The sequence below is a fragment of the Caldisericia bacterium genome (assembly GCA_026414995.1).
Lineage (GTDB): Bacteria > Caldisericota > Caldisericia > B22-G15 > B22-G15 > JAAYUH01.
Map to the genome: position 1 here is coordinate 139,872 of JAOAHY010000001.1, position 21,075 is coordinate 160,946.

The 21,075-nt window shown below is 26.2% G+C and carries 15 protein-coding genes; 2 read left to right on the forward strand and 13 right to left on the reverse strand.

The window, feature by feature from the left end:
- Window positions 1-7: 7 nt before the first annotated feature.
- The 5 genes from N3D74_00770 to N3D74_00790 all read right to left on the reverse strand — a co-directional run bounded on the left by N3D74_00770 (window position 8) and on the right by N3D74_00790 (window position 9,515).
- Window positions 8-4,624: a stalk domain-containing protein gene (locus N3D74_00770; protein ID MCX8094712.1), complete on the reverse strand. Its 4,617-nt coding sequence runs from the start codon at window positions 4,622-4,624 to the stop codon at window positions 8-10.
- 41 nt (window positions 4,625-4,665) lie between these two features.
- Complete coding sequence (gene mfd, locus N3D74_00775; GenBank protein ID MCX8094713.1) at window positions 4,666-7,653, reverse strand: transcription-repair coupling factor; 2,988 nt, start codon at window positions 7,651-7,653, stop codon at window positions 4,666-4,668.
- Entirely contained in the window at window positions 7,604-8,188 is a 585-nt protein-coding gene (gene pth, locus N3D74_00780; GenBank protein MCX8094714.1) for an aminoacyl-tRNA hydrolase, read from the reverse strand. The genes mfd and pth overlap by 50 nt, the downstream gene beginning before the upstream one ends.
- A gap of 3 nt (window positions 8,189-8,191) precedes the next feature.
- A complete protein-coding gene (locus N3D74_00785; protein MCX8094715.1) occupies window positions 8,192-8,869 on the reverse strand; it encodes a 50S ribosomal protein L25 in 678 nt (225 codons plus the stop codon).
- A 73-nt stretch (window positions 8,870-8,942) separates the two neighbouring features.
- Window positions 8,943-9,515, reverse strand: coding sequence for a molybdopterin-dependent oxidoreductase (locus tag N3D74_00790; GenBank protein ID MCX8094716.1), 573 nt, complete (start codon window positions 9,513-9,515; stop codon window positions 8,943-8,945).
- Between the two features lie 97 nt (window positions 9,516-9,612).
- Between N3D74_00790 and N3D74_00795 the strand changes: the two genes are divergently transcribed.
- Complete coding sequence (locus N3D74_00795) at window positions 9,613-10,026, forward strand: hypothetical protein (GenBank protein ID MCX8094717.1); 414 nt, start codon at window positions 9,613-9,615, stop codon at window positions 10,024-10,026.
- Here the strand turns inward: N3D74_00795 and N3D74_00800 are convergent.
- From N3D74_00800 to N3D74_00835, 8 genes are read right to left on the reverse strand one after another with little or no spacing between them, the layout of a single operon-like run.
- Window positions 10,023-11,285 (reverse strand): methyltransferase, encoded by a 1,263-nt coding sequence (locus tag N3D74_00800; GenBank protein MCX8094718.1) that lies wholly within the window; start codon window positions 11,283-11,285, stop codon window positions 10,023-10,025. The genes N3D74_00795 and N3D74_00800 overlap by 4 nt on opposite strands.
- A complete protein-coding gene (locus N3D74_00805; protein MCX8094719.1) occupies window positions 11,285-13,219 on the reverse strand; it encodes a methyltransferase domain-containing protein in 1,935 nt (644 codons plus the stop codon). The genes N3D74_00800 and N3D74_00805 overlap by 1 nt, the downstream gene beginning before the upstream one ends.
- Before the next feature lie 60 nt (window positions 13,220-13,279).
- Complete coding sequence (locus N3D74_00810; GenBank protein MCX8094720.1) at window positions 13,280-14,104, reverse strand: CPBP family intramembrane metalloprotease; 825 nt, start codon at window positions 14,102-14,104, stop codon at window positions 13,280-13,282.
- A 1-nt stretch (window position 14,105) separates the two neighbouring features.
- Window positions 14,106-14,534: a DUF3887 domain-containing protein gene (locus N3D74_00815; protein ID MCX8094721.1), complete on the reverse strand. Its 429-nt coding sequence runs from the start codon at window positions 14,532-14,534 to the stop codon at window positions 14,106-14,108.
- 18 nt (window positions 14,535-14,552) lie between these two features.
- Window positions 14,553-15,668 (reverse strand): tRNA guanosine(34) transglycosylase Tgt, encoded by a 1,116-nt coding sequence (gene tgt / locus N3D74_00820; GenBank protein MCX8094722.1) that lies wholly within the window; start codon window positions 15,666-15,668, stop codon window positions 14,553-14,555.
- A complete protein-coding gene (locus tag N3D74_00825; GenBank protein MCX8094723.1) occupies window positions 15,665-16,960 on the reverse strand; it encodes a nitrate/sulfonate/bicarbonate ABC transporter ATP-binding protein in 1,296 nt (431 codons plus the stop codon). The genes tgt and N3D74_00825 overlap by 4 nt, the downstream gene beginning before the upstream one ends.
- 4 nt (window positions 16,961-16,964) lie before the next feature.
- Complete coding sequence (locus N3D74_00830; GenBank protein ID MCX8094724.1) at window positions 16,965-18,653, reverse strand: ABC transporter permease subunit; 1,689 nt, start codon at window positions 18,651-18,653, stop codon at window positions 16,965-16,967.
- Window positions 18,654-18,657: 4 nt separating this feature from the next.
- A complete protein-coding gene (locus N3D74_00835; protein MCX8094725.1) occupies window positions 18,658-19,809 on the reverse strand; it encodes an iron-containing alcohol dehydrogenase in 1,152 nt (383 codons plus the stop codon).
- Window positions 19,810-19,881: 72 nt separating this feature from the next.
- Between N3D74_00835 and N3D74_00840 the strand changes: the two genes are divergently transcribed.
- On the forward strand, window positions 19,882-21,069 hold the full coding sequence (locus N3D74_00840; GenBank protein ID MCX8094726.1) for a pyridoxal phosphate-dependent aminotransferase family protein: 1,188 nt from the start codon (window positions 19,882-19,884) through the stop codon (window positions 21,067-21,069).
- Window positions 21,070-21,075: the final 6 nt, after the last annotated feature.

Genomic DNA, 21,075 nt, shown 5'->3' on the forward strand with positions numbered 1-21,075 from the left:
ATAATTTTTAAAGAGAATATATAATAGTTATTTTCTTTTCGACTCCATCCCACTGCACTTCTGCTCCAAAACTTTCAGCTATAAATCTTATTGGTACAAAAGTTCTTCCATCTTTTATTAATGGTGGAACATCTAATATAATTTTTTTATCATTAACATAAGATATTTTATTATCAATTTGAAGTATTATTTTAATATTTTTGGAAGAAAGGTATATTCTTACAGTTTTAGTTGAACCATCCCATTGAACTTCAGCTCCAAATGCTTCTGCTATAAATCTTATTGGTACAAGTGTCCTTCCATCTTTTATAAATGGGGGAGCATCAATTTCTTTTTGTAAACCATTCAATATAGCAACTTTTTTTCCTATAAAAAGTTCAATTGATACTTTACTAACAGTTTTAGAGAAAACAACTTTTCTTCTTATCTCTTTTGAATTTCCTGCATTATCAAATGCTTTAACTGTTATTATATTTTCTCCTTGTTTTAAATTTACTATCTTAGCAAAGAATCCGACACTTGATACAAGAACTTCTTCATTATTTATTGTTACTTTTGCATCTTTATTTGTTTTTCCTTTAACTAAAATAGACTCTTTGTCTGTAACTAAATTATCTGGAATATCAACTATTAATTGTATGGCATCTTCTGAAATGATTTTTGTTGTATCATATTCCAAGTAATAATTTGGGTCATCATCGTTTGGAAAATAATCAAACTCATCTTCATTTAACCATGTTCCGACTCCTACCCAATAGTTAAATTTTTTAGGAGAGCCAATTAATTCGAGCGGTAATGTTACCTCAATCATATTTGAATTATTTTCTATTCTAAAGTTTTTTAATTCTTCATATATATACCAACCATCCTCTTCCCAAATCCAAAGTTCACAAAATATTCCAGTTTCATTTTCTTTTGTTCCAATATGTATAAGAAAATCCTCACCCATACCATCAGGTGATTCTTTTCCAGTTAAAGAGTTTTGATCTGAATCAATATTAATTTGAACAAAGAATTTTTCATTATTTAAATCTTTCCAACCTCTAAAAGTTTCTACTTTAAAATATACATTTTTATCATCATGCATTATATATGATGATTTTAAATCATAAATAAAACCTTCGTCTAAATCTTCAAACTGTTTTATCCAACCCTTTTTACCTACAATATAATATTTGAGATAATATGTCTCAGTAGGAGCATTGTCAACAATTGTAAATTTAACAGTATCATCAGTAGAACCAACCCAATAATTTATCTCTTTTGGATTACCAATTTTTGATATTGGTATAGTAACAATAACATAATTAATATTTTGCTTCATAATAAAATTCTTATTTTCTTCAACAATTTCCCATTTTATATCTTTCCAATTTAATATAAATGATTTAACTTGCCCTTGATAACCTCCAACATAAATAGAATAATCTTCGCCATTTCCTCCATAAGGGTATCTTGGAACTCCAGAATTAGGATTGTTATCAATATCCATTCTTATAAAAAATCCAATATCAGATGGTTTAGTTATAGAAGAATAAACTTCAATTTTAAAAGAAAGATTTCTTCCATCTGATAATATAAAAATTCTTGATAAATCTATAGTGCTAAATTGAGATCTTGGTGATACATATTGTAAAATATATTCACCCTCAGAAATTTTCTGAGTTTGAAATTCAATTGTAAAATCAAATAATAGATTATTTCCGTTTAAATCAGTTATATTTTTACTTAAAAATACTTTATAAATTGAACCCTCTTCAAGCAGTGAATCTGGAACAAATTTAGCTATATATTGTTCTTTATCATAAACTATTTTTCCTGAAACAAATCTATCTCCTTTTTTAACATAAAAGGTATCTTGATTTAAAGTTTGACTAAGTATATTGTTAGAGAATTTTACATAAATTTCAGTATTTGGAGATACAATACTTTGATTTTTAGGATAATAATCTAATATATCAAGTTTTTGAGGTTTGCTCAAAATATCAAAATATGAATAATATTCTGGGTCATCATCATTTGGATAATAATCAAATTCATTATATTTAATATCTCTTATTGCTACCCAAAACCCAAATCTATTTAAAATAAAATATTTTTTAGGTATTTTTATATTTGCTTCATTTGAATTTTTTAAAACATTTGATTCAAGATCTTCTATTTTATTCCATGTTTTTTTACTTTTATCATAGTTATTTATATCTGAATAAAATTTACCATCATAGGTTCCAATCCAAATAAGATAATCTTCTCCATTTCCATTATCTTCTTTAGGCCATCCTGTGTTTTGATCGTTATCAACTTCAAGATAAATTAAAATTCTAAAATCAGTTGTTGGGTCTCCCCAATTTCTATAAGAGTTAATTTTTAATAAAAGAAAATCTTTTTGATTTAAAATAGAACAACTTTTGAGATCAATTTTATATCCCTCATCTTTATCATAAAAAACAACTATAAAATCCTGTATTTCAGAGATTGTTTTGAATGAAAATTTATAATCATTTTGAAGACCATTCCCAAAAATATCTTTTATATCTTTTTTTATAGTAACTGTATAAAAAGTTCCTTTTTTTAGTTCACTTGTTGGTTTAAATATTATTGAAAATTCAATTTCATTATAATTTAAATAACCTTGGACTATTTTTGTTCCTTCTTGAACTATTAAATTATTCAAATTAACTGTTTTTTTATCTAAATTTCTGTCAAATTTTATAACAATTTCTATATTTATAGGAACATCTGATTGATTATTAGATGGATTTGTATAAATTACTTTTGGATTTATAACTTTCTCTGTGAATGTCTCTAATGAAATTATAGGTTCACCAAATATATTTAAACAATAAATATTATGAGCAAGAATTTTATTTAAATTTACACTTTGATTCCAAAATTTCTCATAATACCAGGAAATTGTTTTATATATTGATTCACCTATTGTATTTTTGGAAGATAAAAAGTTTAAAAACATAGCATTAAGTGTATACATTGAGGGATTATTATCAAAACTTTCATAAGTCAAATTTGGAAAATACCATGAAATTCTTGAAAATCCAATAAAATTAACTCCATTTCCTACAACTAAAATATTTTTTGCTAAAGAATCTTTTTCTGGATATAAATTCAAACAAGAAGATGAATAATATATAGATGGGTTTTTAACATCAAAGTTGGTAACTATATCATTTGAAACAAAATCATCCCATTTTATTTCATCTTGTGTTGGATATCCATTATAATCATAATCAACAGCCCATATCTTTCTTGCTGTTCCATCCCAATTTCCGTGTCCCATCCAAGAAATAATACCTGGTCTGAATTCATTTACAAATTTTATAAAATTTTTTTGATTAATTTGTGAATCTGTTACATATTTTACACTTGTTGTAACAAGTCCTTCTAGTTCGTTTAGGCTTTTCCTTAAAAATCCTTTATTTTTTAAATATAGTTCAAAAATCATATTATTTAAATAACCACTATCTCCATCTTGACTCCATTTATTTTCTTCATTTTTAAAATGCCAAAAAGCACCTAGAAATAATATCTTCTTTTTATTTTCTTCATAACTTTTATCCATAAATACCTTAGTCTTAAGTAGAACAATTTTGATTTCTAACTCATTATCAAAAGGAATCCTTCCAACACTAATCTCAGGATAAAAATCTATATTATCTTTGCCAGGTTCTCCAAATAAACCATCTTTATTTGAATCCCAATCACTGGTTAAATCAGCATAGTAAAAATCAGAAGGTATAAATTTGTTTTCATAATCTAAATCTTCTTCACCAGCATATAAAATTTTCATTGGAATTGAATTTGGTGAACCAACAATTAATAAATATTTAAAACCACTAATTTTATATTCTTTCTTTAAGAATTCTCTTAAATTTTCTGGAGTCAGTTTTGTATCAATAGAAGATGCCTTTATAAGTTTTACTTTAATTCCTTTTGATTCAAGGTAAGTTTTATGCTCCTCAAGCAATTTATATGCTTTATCAACTGTTATAATAAGGTATTCATAAGATTCATTTGAAATTATATTTTTATAATATTCATTCATTGAAGAATAATTTATAAAATCTTTATCTTCAATTTCATAAATTTTCTCTTCATTCTTTTCTTTCAAGTAATAGATTTCAACTTTAAAACTCTTTACAAAATAAAGTTCTTCTTTTTCATAAAGAAAGGGGTAAACAGAAAAAGTTAAAAATCTAAAACCTTTTTTGTTATTCTCTGATAAAAGAAAAATTGGTTTATCTATTTTGAAATCACCTTTTTTATTGTAAAATATATCATTTGTTCCAGTTAAATATGGTAAATTACCCTCTCTAAGTTTATATTTTCCATCTAATTTAATTGTTTTTAAATTTAAAATTTTAAAGGAATGTAATTTAGTATTTGACGGCAAAAGAACTTTTATATTCTTTCTTGGAAAACACTTATCAGAAAATGAATCAATATTACTGTATCCTTCAACAATAGGAATTATGTATCCTTGTTCGTCATATTTTAAAATAAAACTTTCATTTGAAAAATATAACTCAATTTTATTTTCATAAGCATATATAAAATATGGTAAAGAAAAAAATGATATTATAAAAAATAAAATAAATTTCTTAATCATAATATGAACCTCCTAATTATTTAATATATTTAAATATTACACTAAATTTGGATAATTTTAAAAAATTTTTTAATATCTTCAATTGGATTTTTTACATCAAGAATTACTATTTCGCTTGGAGTAAATTTTAATCTGTTTAAAAATATTTTTTCGAGCGTTTTAATCTTAATTGAATCAAGTGGGGTTTTGTTTGTTGGTTTTATGAAAATCTGATTATTAAAGTTTGTAATTTTTTTTATTTTATATCTCTTCATCAAAATATTTAATTTTGAACTTTCAATTAAATTTTCTATGTTTTCATTTATCTTTCCAAATCTATCTTCTAACTCTTCTTTAAGAGAGTCTATCTCATCAAAACTTGTTGCTTCAAAAAATCTTTTATAGTAATAAAATCTTGTTTTTTCATCTTCAATATAACTTTTTGGTATTGAATTATCAACATTAATTTCAAGTTCTGTGTAAATTTTTGGAATATATTCTTTTCCTTTTAACTTTGCTATTTCTTCCTCTACAAGTTCAAAATATAAATCAAAACCTATTGTATTAATATGACCTGATTGCTCTTTTCCTAATAAATTTCCCGCACCTCTAATTTCAAGATCTTTTAATGCAACCTGAAACCCTGCTCCTAAGAAGGAATAATTTTCAAGTACTTTTAATCTTTTCTTTCCAAGTTCGGTAATATTTTTAGGATCATAAAAAAGAAATGCATAAGCTTTTTTATCCCTTCTTCCAACTCTACCTTTTAATTGGTAAAGTTGAGATAAACCAAAATTTTGAGCATCGACAACTATTATTGTATTAACATTTTCATTATCAAGTCCTGCTTCAATTATTGTTGTTGAAAGTAGAATGTCAAACTCTTTATTTATAAATTTAATCATTCCATCCTCTATCTCTCTTGAGTCTAATCTTCCATGCAAAACAAGTATTCTTAAAGATGGAATAAGTGATAAAAGAAAATTTTTCTCATTTTCTATCGTTATAATTCTGTTATGAACATAATAAACTTGTCCACCTCTTGTTAATTCTTTTTCAATAGCAAATTTTATCTCATAAGGATCAAATGGTAAAACTTTTGTTTCAATTGGATATCTTCCAATTGGCGGCGTTTTTATTATAGATATATCTTTAATTCCTGAAAGAGCCATCTCAAGAGATCTTGGAATTGGTGTTGCTGAAAGATAAATTGTATCTACATCTTCTTTTAGTTTTTTAATTTTTTCTTTATGCTCAACACCAAAAAGGTGCTCTTCATCTATTATAAGCAAACCAAGGTCAAAAAATTTAACATCATCTGATAATGCTCTATGAGTACCAATCAAAAAATCAATATTTCCATTTTCAATATCTTTTAAAACTTCTTTTTCCTCTTTTTCAGTTAGAATTCGAGAAAGCATTTCAATTCTAATTGGTAAATTTTTAAATCTTTCTTTTATAACTCTCAAATGTTGCATAGCAAGTAAAGTTGTTGGTGTTAAAAGTAAAACTTGTTTCCCATTTAAAATTACTCTTAAAGCTCCTCTTAAAGCAACCTCAGTTTTTCCAAAACCCACATCGCCACAAATAATTCTTTCTGTTATTCTTTCACTAGAAAGGTCATTTAAGATATCAAAAACTGCTTTTTCTTGATCTTGAGTTAGTTCAAATTCAAAAGAATTTGCAAATTCTTCCTCAATTTCTTTATATTCATTAAATGGTGCTTTTTTAGTTATCTCCCTTTTTGCATAGAGAGATAAAAGTTCTTGTGCAAACTTTATTATATCTTCCCTTGCTCTTTCTTTAGATTTATTCCATTCATTTCCACCTAGTCTGGATAGTGAAACTGTTTCGCTATCTCCAATATACTTTTTAATTCTTTCTATTTTTTCGATAGGAACATAAAGTTTTTCATCTCTATCATATTTTATTAAAATATAATCTTTTAATTTACCTTCCCTCTCAAGAGTAACTATTCCCTCATACTTACCAATTCCGAAATCAATATGAACTACAATGTCTCCTCTATTTAATTCTTGTATAGAACCAATTTCTTCAATAAGAGAAGATGGTAATTTTCTATGGGGAAAGGTTACCTTTCTTTTTTTACCAACAACTGCAATTTTTTTGCTTACACTAATAAAGTTTTCTTTTATTAAACCTTCTATTTTTTCAAAAATAACATCATCTAAACCTATATAAAAAACTCTAAACCCATTTCTATTTAGGTCCTGCATTAAATTGATTGTCTTATTTAAATTATAAAAAGTTGAAATTGGCGTAAAATCAAAATTAAATTCTTTACCATTTTCATCACTTATTTTAATGAATTTATCAAAATTTATATCACATTTAAAAGTAATAAAAGTATATTTTTCTTTTAAATAATCAAAAATGGTTTTACCTTCCTCAAAATTTTTTAATACTATCTCATCAAGTTTTTTTATTGATTTTTGAGTATATACATCAAACTCTCTTAAATCTTCAATTTTATCTCCATCAAAAACAACTCTTATAGGGTTATCATTTGATAAAGGGAAAAAATCTATAATTCCACCTCTAATTGAAAATTCTAAAGGTTTTTCTACAAAATTTACTCTTTTGTATTGATTTAAGAATTCTTTTACAAATCTATCAAAACAAATTGAATCTCCTCTTTTAAATTTAACCTTTTCTTGCTCAAAAATAGCCCTTTTGTTTAGTGTCTCAATTTTTAAAAATAAAATATTTTTTTCTCTCTCATTAATTATTTTTAATGTTTTTACAAAATTCTTTAAGCTTAATTCGTCAATTTCAGGATCTTTTAAGAATGCCTCATCTTTATTATCATCAAAACTTAAAGTCTCCTCATAAATTTCATATAGTTCATCTTCATCATCTAAAAAAAATGCAATTTTTGAAAAAAAATTATCTTTTAAAAATAAAAGAAAAAGAGGTAAAGAACCTCTTGTTATGCCACCAATATTTTTAAAATCTTTTTTATATTCTGAAAAAAGAAGATTAGTAAATTCCTTTTTTGTTAGATTTTGAAATTGCTTTCTCTTCACCATAAAAAATGAATGTTTTTATAATTTCTTCCCCTAAATTAAATGCTGAACGAATTTTTTTTCTTTCAATTAAACTTATTGGACTTAAGACATAATTAATTGGATCAATATATTCTGGAGGTCTTCCAATACCAAATCTCAATCTATAAAACTCATTTGTTTTTAGTTTTTCAACTATTGATTTTACACCTTTATGCCCCCCATCGCCTCTATCAAAAATAAAATGCACACCACCAATTGGTAAATCCATATCATCATGAATTACAATAAGTTTTTTTAAATCTATCTTTAAATTTGAAACAATTTCTAAAACTGCTTCACCTGAAAGATTCATATAAGTAATAGGTTTTACTAAAAGAATTTCTTCTTTTTTATCATCAAAATAAATAATACCTTCACCTATTTCTGCTTTCCATTTTAATTTTTGAATTTTGATTCTTAGTTTCTTTGATAAAAAATTTATAAAATCAAAACCAATATTATGTCTTGTTCCTATATATTCAAATTCAGGATTACCAAGTCCAGTAAGTATATACACAATTTATTTTTTCTCTTTTGCACCTTTTTCTGGTTCTTCTTGTTTTTTCTCAGGAGTTTGAGTTGAAATTTGAGTTTCTGGTGCCTCTACTTCTTCTGGCTTTGCAACTTCAACTTCTTCTTCAACTGTTGTTACTGAAACAACTGTCTCGAAGGGTTCATGAAGAATTTTAACATTTGGAGGAATTTTTAAATCTTCAATGTGAATTGAATCTCCAATTTCGAGTTCACTGATATAAACTTCTATAAAAGATGGTAAATCAAGAGGTTTCGCTTCAATTTCAAGTTCATGTAGAGCCTTATACAAAACTCCTCCTTCTTTTACACCTTTGGGTTCACCAACAAAATGAATTGGTATTTTGGCAACAATCTCTTTCTCAAGTGAAACCGAATGAAAATCAATATGTATTATATCATCTGTTACTGGATGGTATTGTTCATCTTTAATTAATGCAACATACTTACTTTTATCTTCATTAACTTCTATTTCAACTAAAAAATCTTCTTCTCTTTTTAATTTTAATAGTTTTATTAAATCTTTTTTGAAAATTGAAATAGGAAGATTTTCATTTAATCCTTCTCCATAAATTATTCCTGGAACTAAACTATTTGTTCTAAGTTTTTTAAGTTCACTTTTTCTTGTTGTATCCCTTTTATATACAGTTAATGGCATCTTTTTCATAAACTTCCTCCTAAATTAGTTTTAAATGTTCCAACTTATATAAGTTTATAAATTTTTTTTAATTTGTCAAAGGTTATCTTTCAAAAAATGGTTCATTAAGATTTGCAGAGTTTGAATAACCTCTTGATTCCCAATAACCTCTAAATTTTATATCATTTGTTAATTCAATTTTATTTAACCATTTTATCCATTTATAAGCCCATTTATTCTCACCAATTAAAACAAATGGAAATCCATTTTCTTTTGGAATTGTTATTCCATTCATTTTATAAGCAATAATAAGTTCATTTCTTAATATAAAAGAGGTTTCAAGAGATGTAGTATAGCCATCTACTGCACCAAAAACTATAATAGGGTAATTCAAAGAGACTTTTGAATCATTTAATATATCCATTAGTTTTATTCCTTCATAGAGAATTGTAGTATCCCAACCTTCAACACAATAAAGTTTAATAACCTTTTTAACTGATTCAAAATTATTAACTATTTCTTCATATTTATAACTCTTTTTTAAAAAACCATTTTCATAAATATCAAGTTTATATTCTTTTAAATTTACATCTTGTGGACCTTTAATAGAATTTTCTCTAAACTCATTTAAACTTGAAAGTTTAATTCCATTATATTCTTTTAATTCTCTTTCCATCTTTTTTCCTCCTTTTTTATAATTTTATAAAATTTTGAAACTTTTTTTGATATTATGGGTTTATATAATTGTATTGCAAAACTTAAGGAGGTTTTTTATGAGTAAGTTAACATTAAGAAAGATTTATCTTTATCTTTTTTCACTTGTAGGTCTAACCTTGATAATAATCGGAACTGTTGGCTTTATAAATTTAGGCTTACAGTTAACTTTATTTAAAGAAGCCCTTGAATATAAATATGGTGTTTATCAACCACCATATCCTTATTGGCTTGAGGGAATAAAACTTAATGAAACAATTGAAAAAATTGAGTTAACAGATGAACAGAAAAAGGCGCTTCTTCAATGGCAAACAGAGTTTGAAAGATATCAAGAAAAAGCAAAATCAATGGGATATCTTCCTTATGTTGCCGATTCTTTCACAAGAAATTTAGCAATGCTTATTGTTGGAATTCCAGTTTATCTATACCATTGGGGATTAATTAAAAAAGAACATAAAGAAGAAAATAGTTAAACTCTTCTATCAAGAATAGATAAAGTTTCAATATGTGGTGTTCTTGGAAAATAGTTATATCCTTTAAAATATATAATATTATATTTTTCACTTAAAAAAGATAAATCTCTCATTTGAGTTAATGGATTACAAGAAAGATAAATTATCCTATTAACTTCTTTCTTTATTAATTCTTCGATAACTTTCTTATGAAGACCTTCTCTTGGTGGATCTAAAATTAAAACTGAGTTTTTTTCTATATTTGAAATAACATTCTCAGCTCTATCCTCAATTATTGTAAAATTTCTTATACCATTTATTTCAAGGTTCATTTGTGTAATTAAAATGTTTTCCTTTTCACTTTCTATAAAATTTACATTTTTCAGGTCTAAACTTATTCCAATTGTACCAACTCCGCTATATATATCAAAAACATTATCATTATTATCAACAAAATTTTTCATATCTAAGAGAGTCTTTTCAAACATATCTATATTGATTTGGAAAAAAGATGTAGTTGTAAAATAAAAAACTTTATTTAATATAATCTCTTTAATATAATTTAAACCTTTTTCAAATATTAATTCACTTTTTATTGAAGCAGGAGATAGTGGCGATGAGTAGTATAAAGATATGCCTTTTAAATTATCAATTTCAATATCATTATTTAAAATTTCTTTTCTTTCTTTTATAAATAATGAAGCAATTACCTCTCCTTTTCTGTTACCTCTCAAAATTAAACTCTTTAAAGTATTTGCTGGTGGATTTTTTTCTTTCAAATAGTATAGAATCTTTTTTGCAACATTATTTATTGAATCAAAACCTAAAATGCAATTATCAATTTTAATCTTTTTTTTATGTGTCCCTCTTTTAAAAAATGCAAAATCAATTTCTGTATCTAAAAAACTGAATTCTAGTTTATTTCTATATTTATAAAAAACCTTATTATCTTCAATGTCAAAATCTTCTATATTAAGATTATTTTGTTTTATTAAATCAATAATAAGTTCTTTTTTATAATAATTTTCTTTATCTTCTCTTAGAATTTGCCAAGGAGAACATGAAATATAATGATCTTCTTTTTCATTAACTCTTTCATTAGATTTCTCAATTATCTCTATAACATCACCGAAATAATAATCTTTCTTTTTTCCACAAATTTTTACTTTAACTAATTCATTTGGTAGAGCACCATAAACTAAAATTTTTTTGTTATCTATAAAACCAAAGACGCCACCATTATAATCAAATCTCTCTAACCTTAATTTAACTTCTTTCATTAAAAATCTTCTGCTGGAATTAGTCCTAATCTTATTTCAGTTGATTTTAATATTAGTTCAAGAAGTGTTTTATAATCTATATCTTGAATTCTTGCTATGTCTGCTAAAAATCCATCAAAATGCCATCCAGGATTAGGGTTTACTTCAAGAAGTTTAGGTGATCCTGCTGCATTTAATCTGAAATCAAATCTAGCATAATCTCTACACTCTAATCTTTCAAATAATCTTATACTCCAATCAATTAAATCTCTTTCAACTTCATCAGACACATTTGCTTTTATAAATTTTATTTTTCCATACGGTGAATTTGGAAGCCATTTTGCTTCATAACCACATATTTTTGGTAGGTCTTCAGGCAAAGAAGAATAATCGAGCTCTGCAAGAGGTAAAAGTTTGAAAGGATATTTTGGAGGGTTACCAATTATTCCTAAACTTAATTCTTTTCCTGTTAAAAATTCTTCAATTAAAATTGGTTTTTCATATCCAAAAAGATCCCTAAGATCTCTGATAACTTTTATTAGACTTTCATAATCATAACAAACATTCTTATGGGTTATACCAAAACTTGAATCACCAAAATTAGGTTTTACTATTACAGGAAAGTTAATTGGTAATTCGTATACACTTTCACCAGGTTTAACAAGAAAGGCGTCTGGTACAGGAATTCCCATTTCTCTAGCAACTCCTCTTACTAAGGATTTATCATATGAATGAGCAAGCGATTGTGGTGTTGCTCCAGTGTATGGAATATTTAAAATATCAAGAATTGCTGGAATATGCATCTCTTTTGTAGGATCATTAAAATAACCCTCATCGCATAAATTTAAAGCATAATCAATTTTACCTTTTAATTCAACAAGATCTTCAACCAAATGGTCATGATTATCAAGATAAATAAATTTATAATTTTTTAAATTTTTTAATGCTTCTTTTAATTTATCTATCGCTCTTAAATCATCTTCATCAAAAATGTGATTTGGCTTTAAAGGATCACTTTTTTTGGGATCACCTAATATAACTACAATATTTCTTAATGCTTTTTTTATTTTAACTTCTTCTTTTATCTCTTTATAAACTTTTCCAACAAAAGAGATGTGTTTTTCACCAATTTGAAAATTTGATATAGGAATATTTATATCAATTGAGTGTTCAAAAATTTGTATATCATTAAAGCCTGCTCTCTTTAATAAATTTAATATTTCATCTTTTGTGTATAATCTTAATGAAAAGAAACTATCTTTTATTACTCCTTTTTGGACATGACTTAATATTTCTCTTATTATTAAACTATCTTCATTCAAAGATAACTTATTTTCTCTTAAAACATAGTGGTTTTTATCAAGCCACTGCCAATAATATGGAACTATATTTTTCTTTTCATAATCACTATCTATTATATCTATAAATATTTTTCCATCATTTTTTAAAACTCTATTTATTTCTTTTAAAACATTAAAGGCATCAAGTGGAGTTTCAAAAAAACCAAAAACATTACCAATTAGTAACACAACATCAAATGTATTTGGTGGATAAAAAAGTTTTCTTGGAGTACCCTCTCTAAATTTTACATTTAGATTTTCTTTTTTTGCTCTAATTCTTGATTTTTGTATCAAATTACTTGATCTATCAAGTCCTTCTACATTTATAAATCCTCTTCTTGCAAGTTCTAATGAATATTCTCCGTGACTTGAAACAAGATCTAATATTTTATCTTCTTGTTGTGGTTTTAGAATTTCAACAAAATAATCAACTTCTTTTTTAATAAGATCTTTTATCTCTCTTTCTTCTACATCACTACTTAAAAGAAAAGGAGACATTTTAACTTTACTTGTATTACTTTTTATATACTCATCTAAACTATCAATTTTTCCAAATGGTTCTCTTTTTGTTGTTTTACCATTTTTCAAACTTCGTGGTTTTTCTTTTCCATTCATAAATAAAAAACCTCCAAAAAATTCAATGTCTAAAATATCATATTAAATTTTAAAACTTTGTCAAGATATATTTTTAAGTTCTTTTTCAAATTTCAAGAAAATAGGTAATAAAATTAAATTTAAAATAAATAAAATAATTAAACCAGGAACTCCGGTTATGCCTTTTGTTAAGTCTGTCCCTCCTTTCAACAAAATAAAATGAAGTCCTCCAATTGAATTCATAACTCCATGAAAAATAGAAGCATTTATTATAGATTTTGATTTTAATGAAATATAAACCATTATTGGCGAAAGAAGAATGGTAAATAGAATCATCATAAAAATTCCTATGTATTTAGATTCAGGATAATTTAATCCCATTAAAATTAAAGGTAAATGCCAAATTCCCCAAACAAAACCAATAATAAAAGAGGCTTTTAAAAAACCTTTATGAATTAAATTATTAACAAGATATCCTCTCCAACCGATTTCTTCACCCAATGCAACTAATGCATTAATTGTCGAACCCACAATTATAACTTGTAAAACCAAGAGAACCATAAAATATAGTTTGAAATATTGAGAATTTATAGAAATATCTTTAAAAAGTAAACTTAAAAAATTTGAAAGAAATGTTACAATTATAGGAAAAAGAATTGAAATTAAAATAAACTTATCCCACTTTAAATAAAGACCTAAACCTTTTAAACTTCCTTTATAAATATATTTTTCAACTATAACAACAATAAAAAATGGTATATACATATAAAATATTGAAAATATAGAAAAAAAGGTTTGCGAAAGGGCAAAATAATTTCTTAAGAAATAGACTGAAAATCCAAAAATATAACTGATAATTATTACTAAAATTATAAAAGTTTTAGATTTTTTAATCTCTTCTCTCATTTTACTTCCTTAGTTTTGGTGAATCATACCACTCACCAGTTATTTTCATAACCCCATCTATCTCTTCAAATACAATTCTAATAGTTACATCGCTTGATTCTTCAGTAAATTTACCTTTGTATGTAACAATAATATATTTATCTTGTCTAGTTGCTAACGAAAACTTTTTAGATTGCTCAATATATTTACCAATTTTTCCTTCAATTAAATTACAATTTTCTAAAAATTTCTCTTTAGTTACTGCTTTTTTCATCTCATCACTAAAATCCTTTGAATAAATTTCATAATTTCTCTTATTTCTTCCAATAAGAAGGTTTTCTGTCATTGGATCAGCATATTCTCTTATTTTTTTAATATCAATTTTTGTTCCACATGAAATTAAAAAAGTTATAATAAAACAAAGTAAAATGGTTATAATTTTCATTCTCATAGATTAAATCTCCTTTTTTTATTCATTCCTCTTAAAATTAGTTAAAAAGGTGGTTTCAAATTCTTTTCTAAACTCAAAATATTTACCAATTTTTATTGATTCTCTTAATTTTTGCATGAAATTATACATAAATCTTAAATTATGAATTGTAGCAAGTCTAGGACCTAAAATTTCTTTTGCTTTAAATAGGTGATGAATATAACTACGACTAAAATTTTTACATGTAAAACAATCACAATCTTCTTCTATTGGTCTTTCATCTGTTTTAAAATCACTTTTTGTTATTCTTAATTTTCCATATTTAGTTAAAAGTGTTCTATTTCTTGCTATTCTAGTTGGATAAACACAATCAAACATATCTACTCCTGCCTCGACTGCATCCATAATACTTATAGGATCTCCTAAACCCATAAAATATCTTGGTTTATTTTCTGGCATAAATTTTACAAAATTATTTAATAACTCCTTTGTTTTGCTCCAAGGTTCACCTATTGATAGTCCACCAATACCATAACCTGGAAAATTTTCCTTTTCTAATTCCTCAAGGGCTTTTAATCTAAGATCTAAATCAAGACCACCCTGAATAACAGCAAAAAGATATCCTCGTTTATCGTCTTTTACTCTTTTCCCTCTTTTTGCCCAATCTATGCTTAAAAATGTGAATTTTTTTAATTCTTCTTTACTTATTCCATATGGTGGGCATATATCAAGAGTCATCATTATATCAACACCAAGAATTTCTTGAAATTTTACAGTGTATTCTGGAGAAAAAAAATGAATTGAACCATCTATAAAAGATTTGAATATAACTCCGTCTTCTTTTATCTCTCTAATATCTGAAAGAGAAAGGACTTGAAAACCCCCTGAATCTGAAAGAAGTAATCCTTTCCAATTCATAAAATTTTTAACTCCATCAAATCTTCTTATTGTATCTTCGCCAGGCTGAAGATAAAGATGATATGAATTAACTAAAATTAATCTATATCCAATGTCCCAAACATCAAAAGAAGAAAGAGTTTTTACAGTTGCTTGAGTTGCTACAGGCATGAAAATAGGAGTTTCAATTTCAATATCATTAATTATTAACTTGGAGATTCTTATATTATCAATTTTACTTTTTAATTCGAATATCATTTTTCAATTTTTGTTTCAGTTTCTTCTTCTAGAATTAATTCATCTGTTTCATCATCATATGTAAATAATTCTGCATATCTTCCCCAATCTATTAAAATATCCATCTGTTTTTCTGCTTCACTTCTTGTCATTCTTCTTTCAAGAATATCAAGGAAAAAGTCCTCTGAAATTCTTTTGTTTGTTTTTGATTTCAATACTCTTACAATTTGTTTAATCATAAAAACATTTTCAAGAACTTTTTCTCTAAAAATTTCTTTTTTCTCAAGAAGGTCTGCTTCAACAAATTTTTCTCCATCTGATGTTAATTCAATATCTCCTTGTTTGTATTTTGTAAAACCAAGAAGCTCTGATGCTTCAACAATTGGTAATAAGTCTTCAAGGTCCATATAAAGTTCTCTACCAATTTTAAATAAATCAGTTTTTCCTCCAAGATCAGATACAAGTTCCACAAAACCTGTTATTGCTCCAACTCTTGCATTTGGTATTATAAGAGTATCTTTTGAAACTCTCATTATTTCCCTTTCTTTTTCAATTTCCCCTCCGGTAAGTGTTGTATATATTCTATCAACTAGAGATAAAAATTTTTGTGAATTCTTATCTCTCCAGTGAGGTATTTTAACTTCAATATCTTCAACAATTCTTCCTGGATCTTTGCTTATAATTAAAACTCTGTCAGACATATAAACTGCTTCTTCTATACTATGTGTAACTAAAACTATTGCTTTAGTTGGAATTTTATTTTCAATCCAAAGTTCAAGAAGGTCATTTCTTAAGTTTTCAGCAGTTAAAACATCAAGAGATGAGAATGGTTCATCCATTAAAAGTATATCTGGCTCAACTACAAGGGCTCTTGCAAACCCTACTCTCTGCTTCATTCCACCTGATAATTCTTTAGGGTATGCTTTTTCAAAACCATCTAGACCTACAATATCGATTGCTTTTAGTGCTTTTTCTTTTTTCTCTTTTATATCCATTTCTTTATTAATTAGTCCTAACAAAACATTTTCTTCAACTGTAAGCCATGGAAAAAGAGCAAAATTTTGGAAAACAATTGAAACACCTGGATTAACATCTGATATTACTTTATTTCTATATATAACAACTCCTTCATCTGGCTTAATTAAACCAGCAATTATTCTTAAAAGAGTAGATTTACCAGAACCAGATGGACCTAAAATTGAAACAACCTCTCCCTCTTTTATATTGAAGTTTATATCTTTTAATACAAAAATTTCCTTTTTACCTGGAAATATAAATTTTTTACTTATATTTCTTAATTCTAATAAATACATAGTTTCACTCCAAATGATATTTTTCTTCTGCGAGATTATACATCTTTCTCCAGAAGAGTCTATTAAATAATACTACAATAAAAGCCATAAATAAAGTACTTGCAGCAAGAAGAGGAATATCACCTTTTTCAGTTGCACTACTAATTAATGAACCAAGGCCAGTTATCATATGAATTTTTCCTCCAAAGTTAACATATTCAGAAACTATACTTGAGTTCCATGCACCACCCCATGCAGTTATTCCTCCTGTTATTAGTGAGGAAAATATAGTTGGTATAACAACAATTCCCCACCAATTTTTACCTTTCAAACTAAAAATTTTACTAACTTCTATAAAATCTTTTGGAATTTGTTTAGCACCTCCAATAACATTAAAAAGTAGATACCACTGAGTACCGAGCGCCATAAGAATTATTGAACTTATTTGAAGTCCTCCTCTTAAATTTAATAAAAATAATAAAATAACTGGAAATAAAGCTGTAGCAGGTATAGATGCTAAAATTTGTGCAATCGGTTGTGCATACTTTGATATTTTTTGATTTATACCTATTTTTACTCCAACAGGTATTGTCCATAAATATCCAATTGAAACTGCAAGAACAACTCTTAATAAAGTGAAACCACCACCTTTTAAAATTAAAAACCAATCATTTAATGAAACAGATAATATTGTTTTAATTAATCCTTCAAAACCTCTCATTATTATCAAAAATAGATATCCAAAGATTACATATGTTAAAATTTTTTTAATAATCTCAATTGTAAAATTTTCTAACTTTTCTCTTTTTCTTGTAAATAGATTAGCAAGAAATTTATTTATTGGTGAAATTAAGTTCAATGATATAAAATTTAAAATTTGAGACTTTTGATACCATTCTAAAACAATCGAGGTCGTCTCCTCCTCTCCTTTTTCTTCCATTTTAAACTTTGTTGACCATGCAATTAAAGGTCTCCAAATTAGTTGATCTATTAGAACTATTATCATTATTAAAGTAAACAATCCCCAAAGTATCATTTTCATATCACCATTCTGTGATGCCTTAGCAAGAAATGAACCAAGACCTAGTAGTGTATATTCCTGATTTAAAATTGAAAAATTTTCGCAAGCCATTAAAAAAAACCATCCACCAGCTACAGACATCATGCTATTCCATATTAATCCAATAGCCGCATGGGGTAGATCTAACTTTATGAATCTTTCCCAGAAATTTAAATTGTTTATTTTTGCAACTTCATCAAACTCTCTTGGTTGAGTTTTAAGAGAGTTATAAAAACTAAAAACAAGATTCCAAACTTGACCGGTGAAAATTAGTATTATAGAAGCAAGTTCAAGTCCAATTAATGAACCTTTAAAAATAGAAACAAAGAAGTAGAAAACAGGTGGTAGGAAGGAGAGAACTGGAATTGATTGTAATACATCAAGTATAGGAATCAAAAAAATTTCAAGAGTTTTATTTTTAAAAGCAAGATATCCATAAATAATTGCAAAAATAAATGAAAAAGTAAATGCTATAAATATCCTTAATATTGAATATAGTGAATAAAGAGGCAAATATTTTAATGATAGAATTAACTCTCTCTTTCCTATCAATTCTTGTGAATAGCTTTTACTGCCAATAAAAACGAAATAAAAAATGGCAAAAATTAATACTAAAGCAATTAAATCTATTGGATTAAATGTTCTTCTGCTCACTTTATTATATTACACCAAAATATGCATTTTTGTAAATATTTAAAATATCTTCAAACTTTGGATCTCTTGGAGCAATTTTCTTTAATCTTTCATTTTTAAAAACTTCTTGAGAGAAAGATTCTAAATCTTCTTCTTTAACACCAACTTCTTTAAGAGACATTGGTAAATCGAGAATCTTATAAAAATCTAATAAAATATTTATAAATTTTTCTGCATCTTTATAAATATCTCCAGTTTTAAAATTAAGTAATTCAGTTATTTTAGACATTTTTTCATATTGAGCTGGTAGTTCAAATTTAAAAACATATGGCATAAGCAAAGCATTTGCAAAGCCATGAGGAAATCCATATTTAACTGTTAAAGGGTATCCCATACCATGCACTATTCCTGTACCACTAATTGATATTTGAATTCCAGCAAGCAGAGATGCATAATGCATCATTTCTTTTGCTTTATAATCACCTTTTTTTGCAAAACTTCTTGGAAGATATTTATAAATTATTTTTGTTGCTTCATAACCAAATAGATCTGAAATAGGTGTTGCTCCAAGAGAAAAAAGTCCTTCAAGAGCATGAGATAAAGCATCAATTCCAGTATCTCTCACAATATTTGGTGTCATTGTTAAAGTAAGTTCTGGATCTAAAATAGCGAAATCAGGTGTTATAAAAGGAGAAGCAATTGCGAGTTTTTTACCATTATATGTAATTATTGTATATTTTGTAACCTCAGATCCTGTTCCAGATGTTGTAGGAATTGCAATTAAAGGAGGTATTTTTTTATCAACAATTCTCTCTTGAGTTAAAAAGGGTATAACCTCTTTATAGTTTGCATAAACTCCAATAGCTTTTGCTGCATCAATACTGCTACCACCACCAATTGCAATTATTGATTCACAACCATTTTCAACAAAAACTTTTCCACCTTCTTCAACAATCTCAACTGAAGGGTTTGGTTCAATTTTGTCGAAAAGAACGAAATTAACACCTATATCTTTAAGGTAATCTATCAATTTTGAAAGAGAACCACTTTCTTTTGTTGATCTTTTTCCTGTAACTATAAGTGTGATTTTACCAAGATGTTTTGTTAGTTCAACTATTTTAATAAGAGAGCCTTTTCCAAAAAATATATTACCTTGAAAGTTTACATTAAACTCCATAATAACCTCCAAAATTTAAATTCATTTTATAGTATAATTAAAAAAGTTTAAATAAACAAGGAGGAATTTTGAATGAATCCACTTGAAACAAGAATTAATAAATTTTTAGAAAGATTAGATGATGCAAAAAAAAGAAATTTATATTTTTATCAAGCACCAATTGAAAAAATGTATGATGCTCATGTTATTATAAATGGAAAAGATTATATAATGTTCGGTTCATATTCATATTTAGGATTAATTAACCATCCTAAAATTAATGAAGCAGCTAAAAAAGCAATTGATGAATTTAGTACTGGTGCACATGGTGTTAGACTTCTTGCTGGTACAACAATACTTCATAATCAACTTGAGGAAAGAATAGCTCGTTTTAAAGGAAGAGAGGCAAGTGTAGTTTTTAGTAGTGGTTATGTAACAAATTTAACAACAATTTCAACTCTTCTTACAAAAGATGATTATGTTTTCTGTGATAAATATGACCATGCAAGTATTGTAGATGGAGCGATTCAATCAAGAGCAAACTTTATAAGATTTGATCATAATGATGTTGAGCATCTTGAAGAATTAATAAAAGAAGTTCCGCAAGATAAAGTAAAACTAATAGTTGTTGATGGAGTTTATTCAATGGATGGAGATATTGCTCCACTACCTCAATTAATTGAAATCAAAAAAAAGTATAATGCAATTCTTATGGTTGATGAAGCGCACTCTCTTGGAGTTTTAGGTGAGAATGGAAAAGGTATAGAAGAATATTTTGGAATACATGGTGAGGTTGATATTGATATGGGAACACTTTCAAAAACAATTCCATCAGTTGGAGGATATATTGCAGGAGATAAAAATTTAATTGATTTTATAAAACATAATTCAAGAGCATACATATTCTCTGCCGCACTTCCTCCTGCACAAACAGTTGCTGCAATGATTTCTTTTGATATTATTGAAGAAGAAAAATGGAGAATTAAAAAATTATGGGAAAATATAAATCATTACACAAGTGAACTTAAAAAAATGGGTTATGATACTATGAATACACAATCTGCTGTTGTTCCAATATTACTTAAAGATGATGAACTTGCTTTAAAATTAACGAGAATTTTATGGGATGAGGGAATTTTAATATTTCCAATTTTAACTCCAGCAATACCACCAGGAACTGCTAGATTACGCTCTTGTATTATGGCATCTCATTCACACGATGATATAGAAAAAGCACTTAAAGCACTTTATAAGGGCGGAAAAGAATTAGGAATAATATAAGGAATT

Coding starts and splice junctions, on each gene's coding strand:
- N3D74_00800 (MCX8094718.1), bottom strand. CDS start 11,285: ATGAAAGAAGTTAAATTAAGGTTAGAGAGATTTGATTATAATGGTGGC.
- mfd (MCX8094713.1), bottom strand. CDS start 7,653: ATGGTGAAGAGAAAGCAATTTCAAAATCTAACAAAAAAGGAATTTACT.
- N3D74_00810 (MCX8094720.1), bottom strand. CDS start 14,104: ATGAGAGAAGAGATTAAAAAATCTAAAACTTTTATAATTTTAGTAATA.
- N3D74_00790 (MCX8094716.1), bottom strand. CDS start 9,515: ATGGAAAGAGAATTAAAAGAATATAATGGAATTAAACTTTCAAGTTTA.
- N3D74_00815 (MCX8094721.1), bottom strand. CDS start 14,534: ATGAGAATGAAAATTATAACCATTTTACTTTGTTTTATTATAACTTTT.
- N3D74_00840 (MCX8094726.1), top strand. CDS start 19,882: ATGAATCCACTTGAAACAAGAATTAATAAATTTTTAGAAAGATTAGAT.
- N3D74_00805 (MCX8094719.1), bottom strand. CDS start 13,219: ATGAATGGAAAAGAAAAACCACGAAGTTTGAAAAATGGTAAAACAACA.
- N3D74_00835 (MCX8094725.1), bottom strand. CDS start 19,809: ATGGAGTTTAATGTAAACTTTCAAGGTAATATATTTTTTGGAAAAGGC.
- N3D74_00785 (MCX8094715.1), bottom strand. CDS start 8,869: ATGAAAAAGATGCCATTAACTGTATATAAAAGGGATACAACAAGAAAA.
- tgt (MCX8094722.1), bottom strand. CDS start 15,668: ATGATATTCGAATTAAAAAGTAAAATTGATAATATAAGAATCTCCAAG.
- N3D74_00825 (MCX8094723.1), bottom strand. CDS start 16,960: ATGTATTTATTAGAATTAAGAAATATAAGTAAAAAATTTATATTTCCA.
- N3D74_00795 (MCX8094717.1), top strand. CDS start 9,613: ATGAGTAAGTTAACATTAAGAAAGATTTATCTTTATCTTTTTTCACTT.
- N3D74_00770 (MCX8094712.1), bottom strand. CDS start 4,624: ATGATTAAGAAATTTATTTTATTTTTTATAATATCATTTTTTTCTTTA.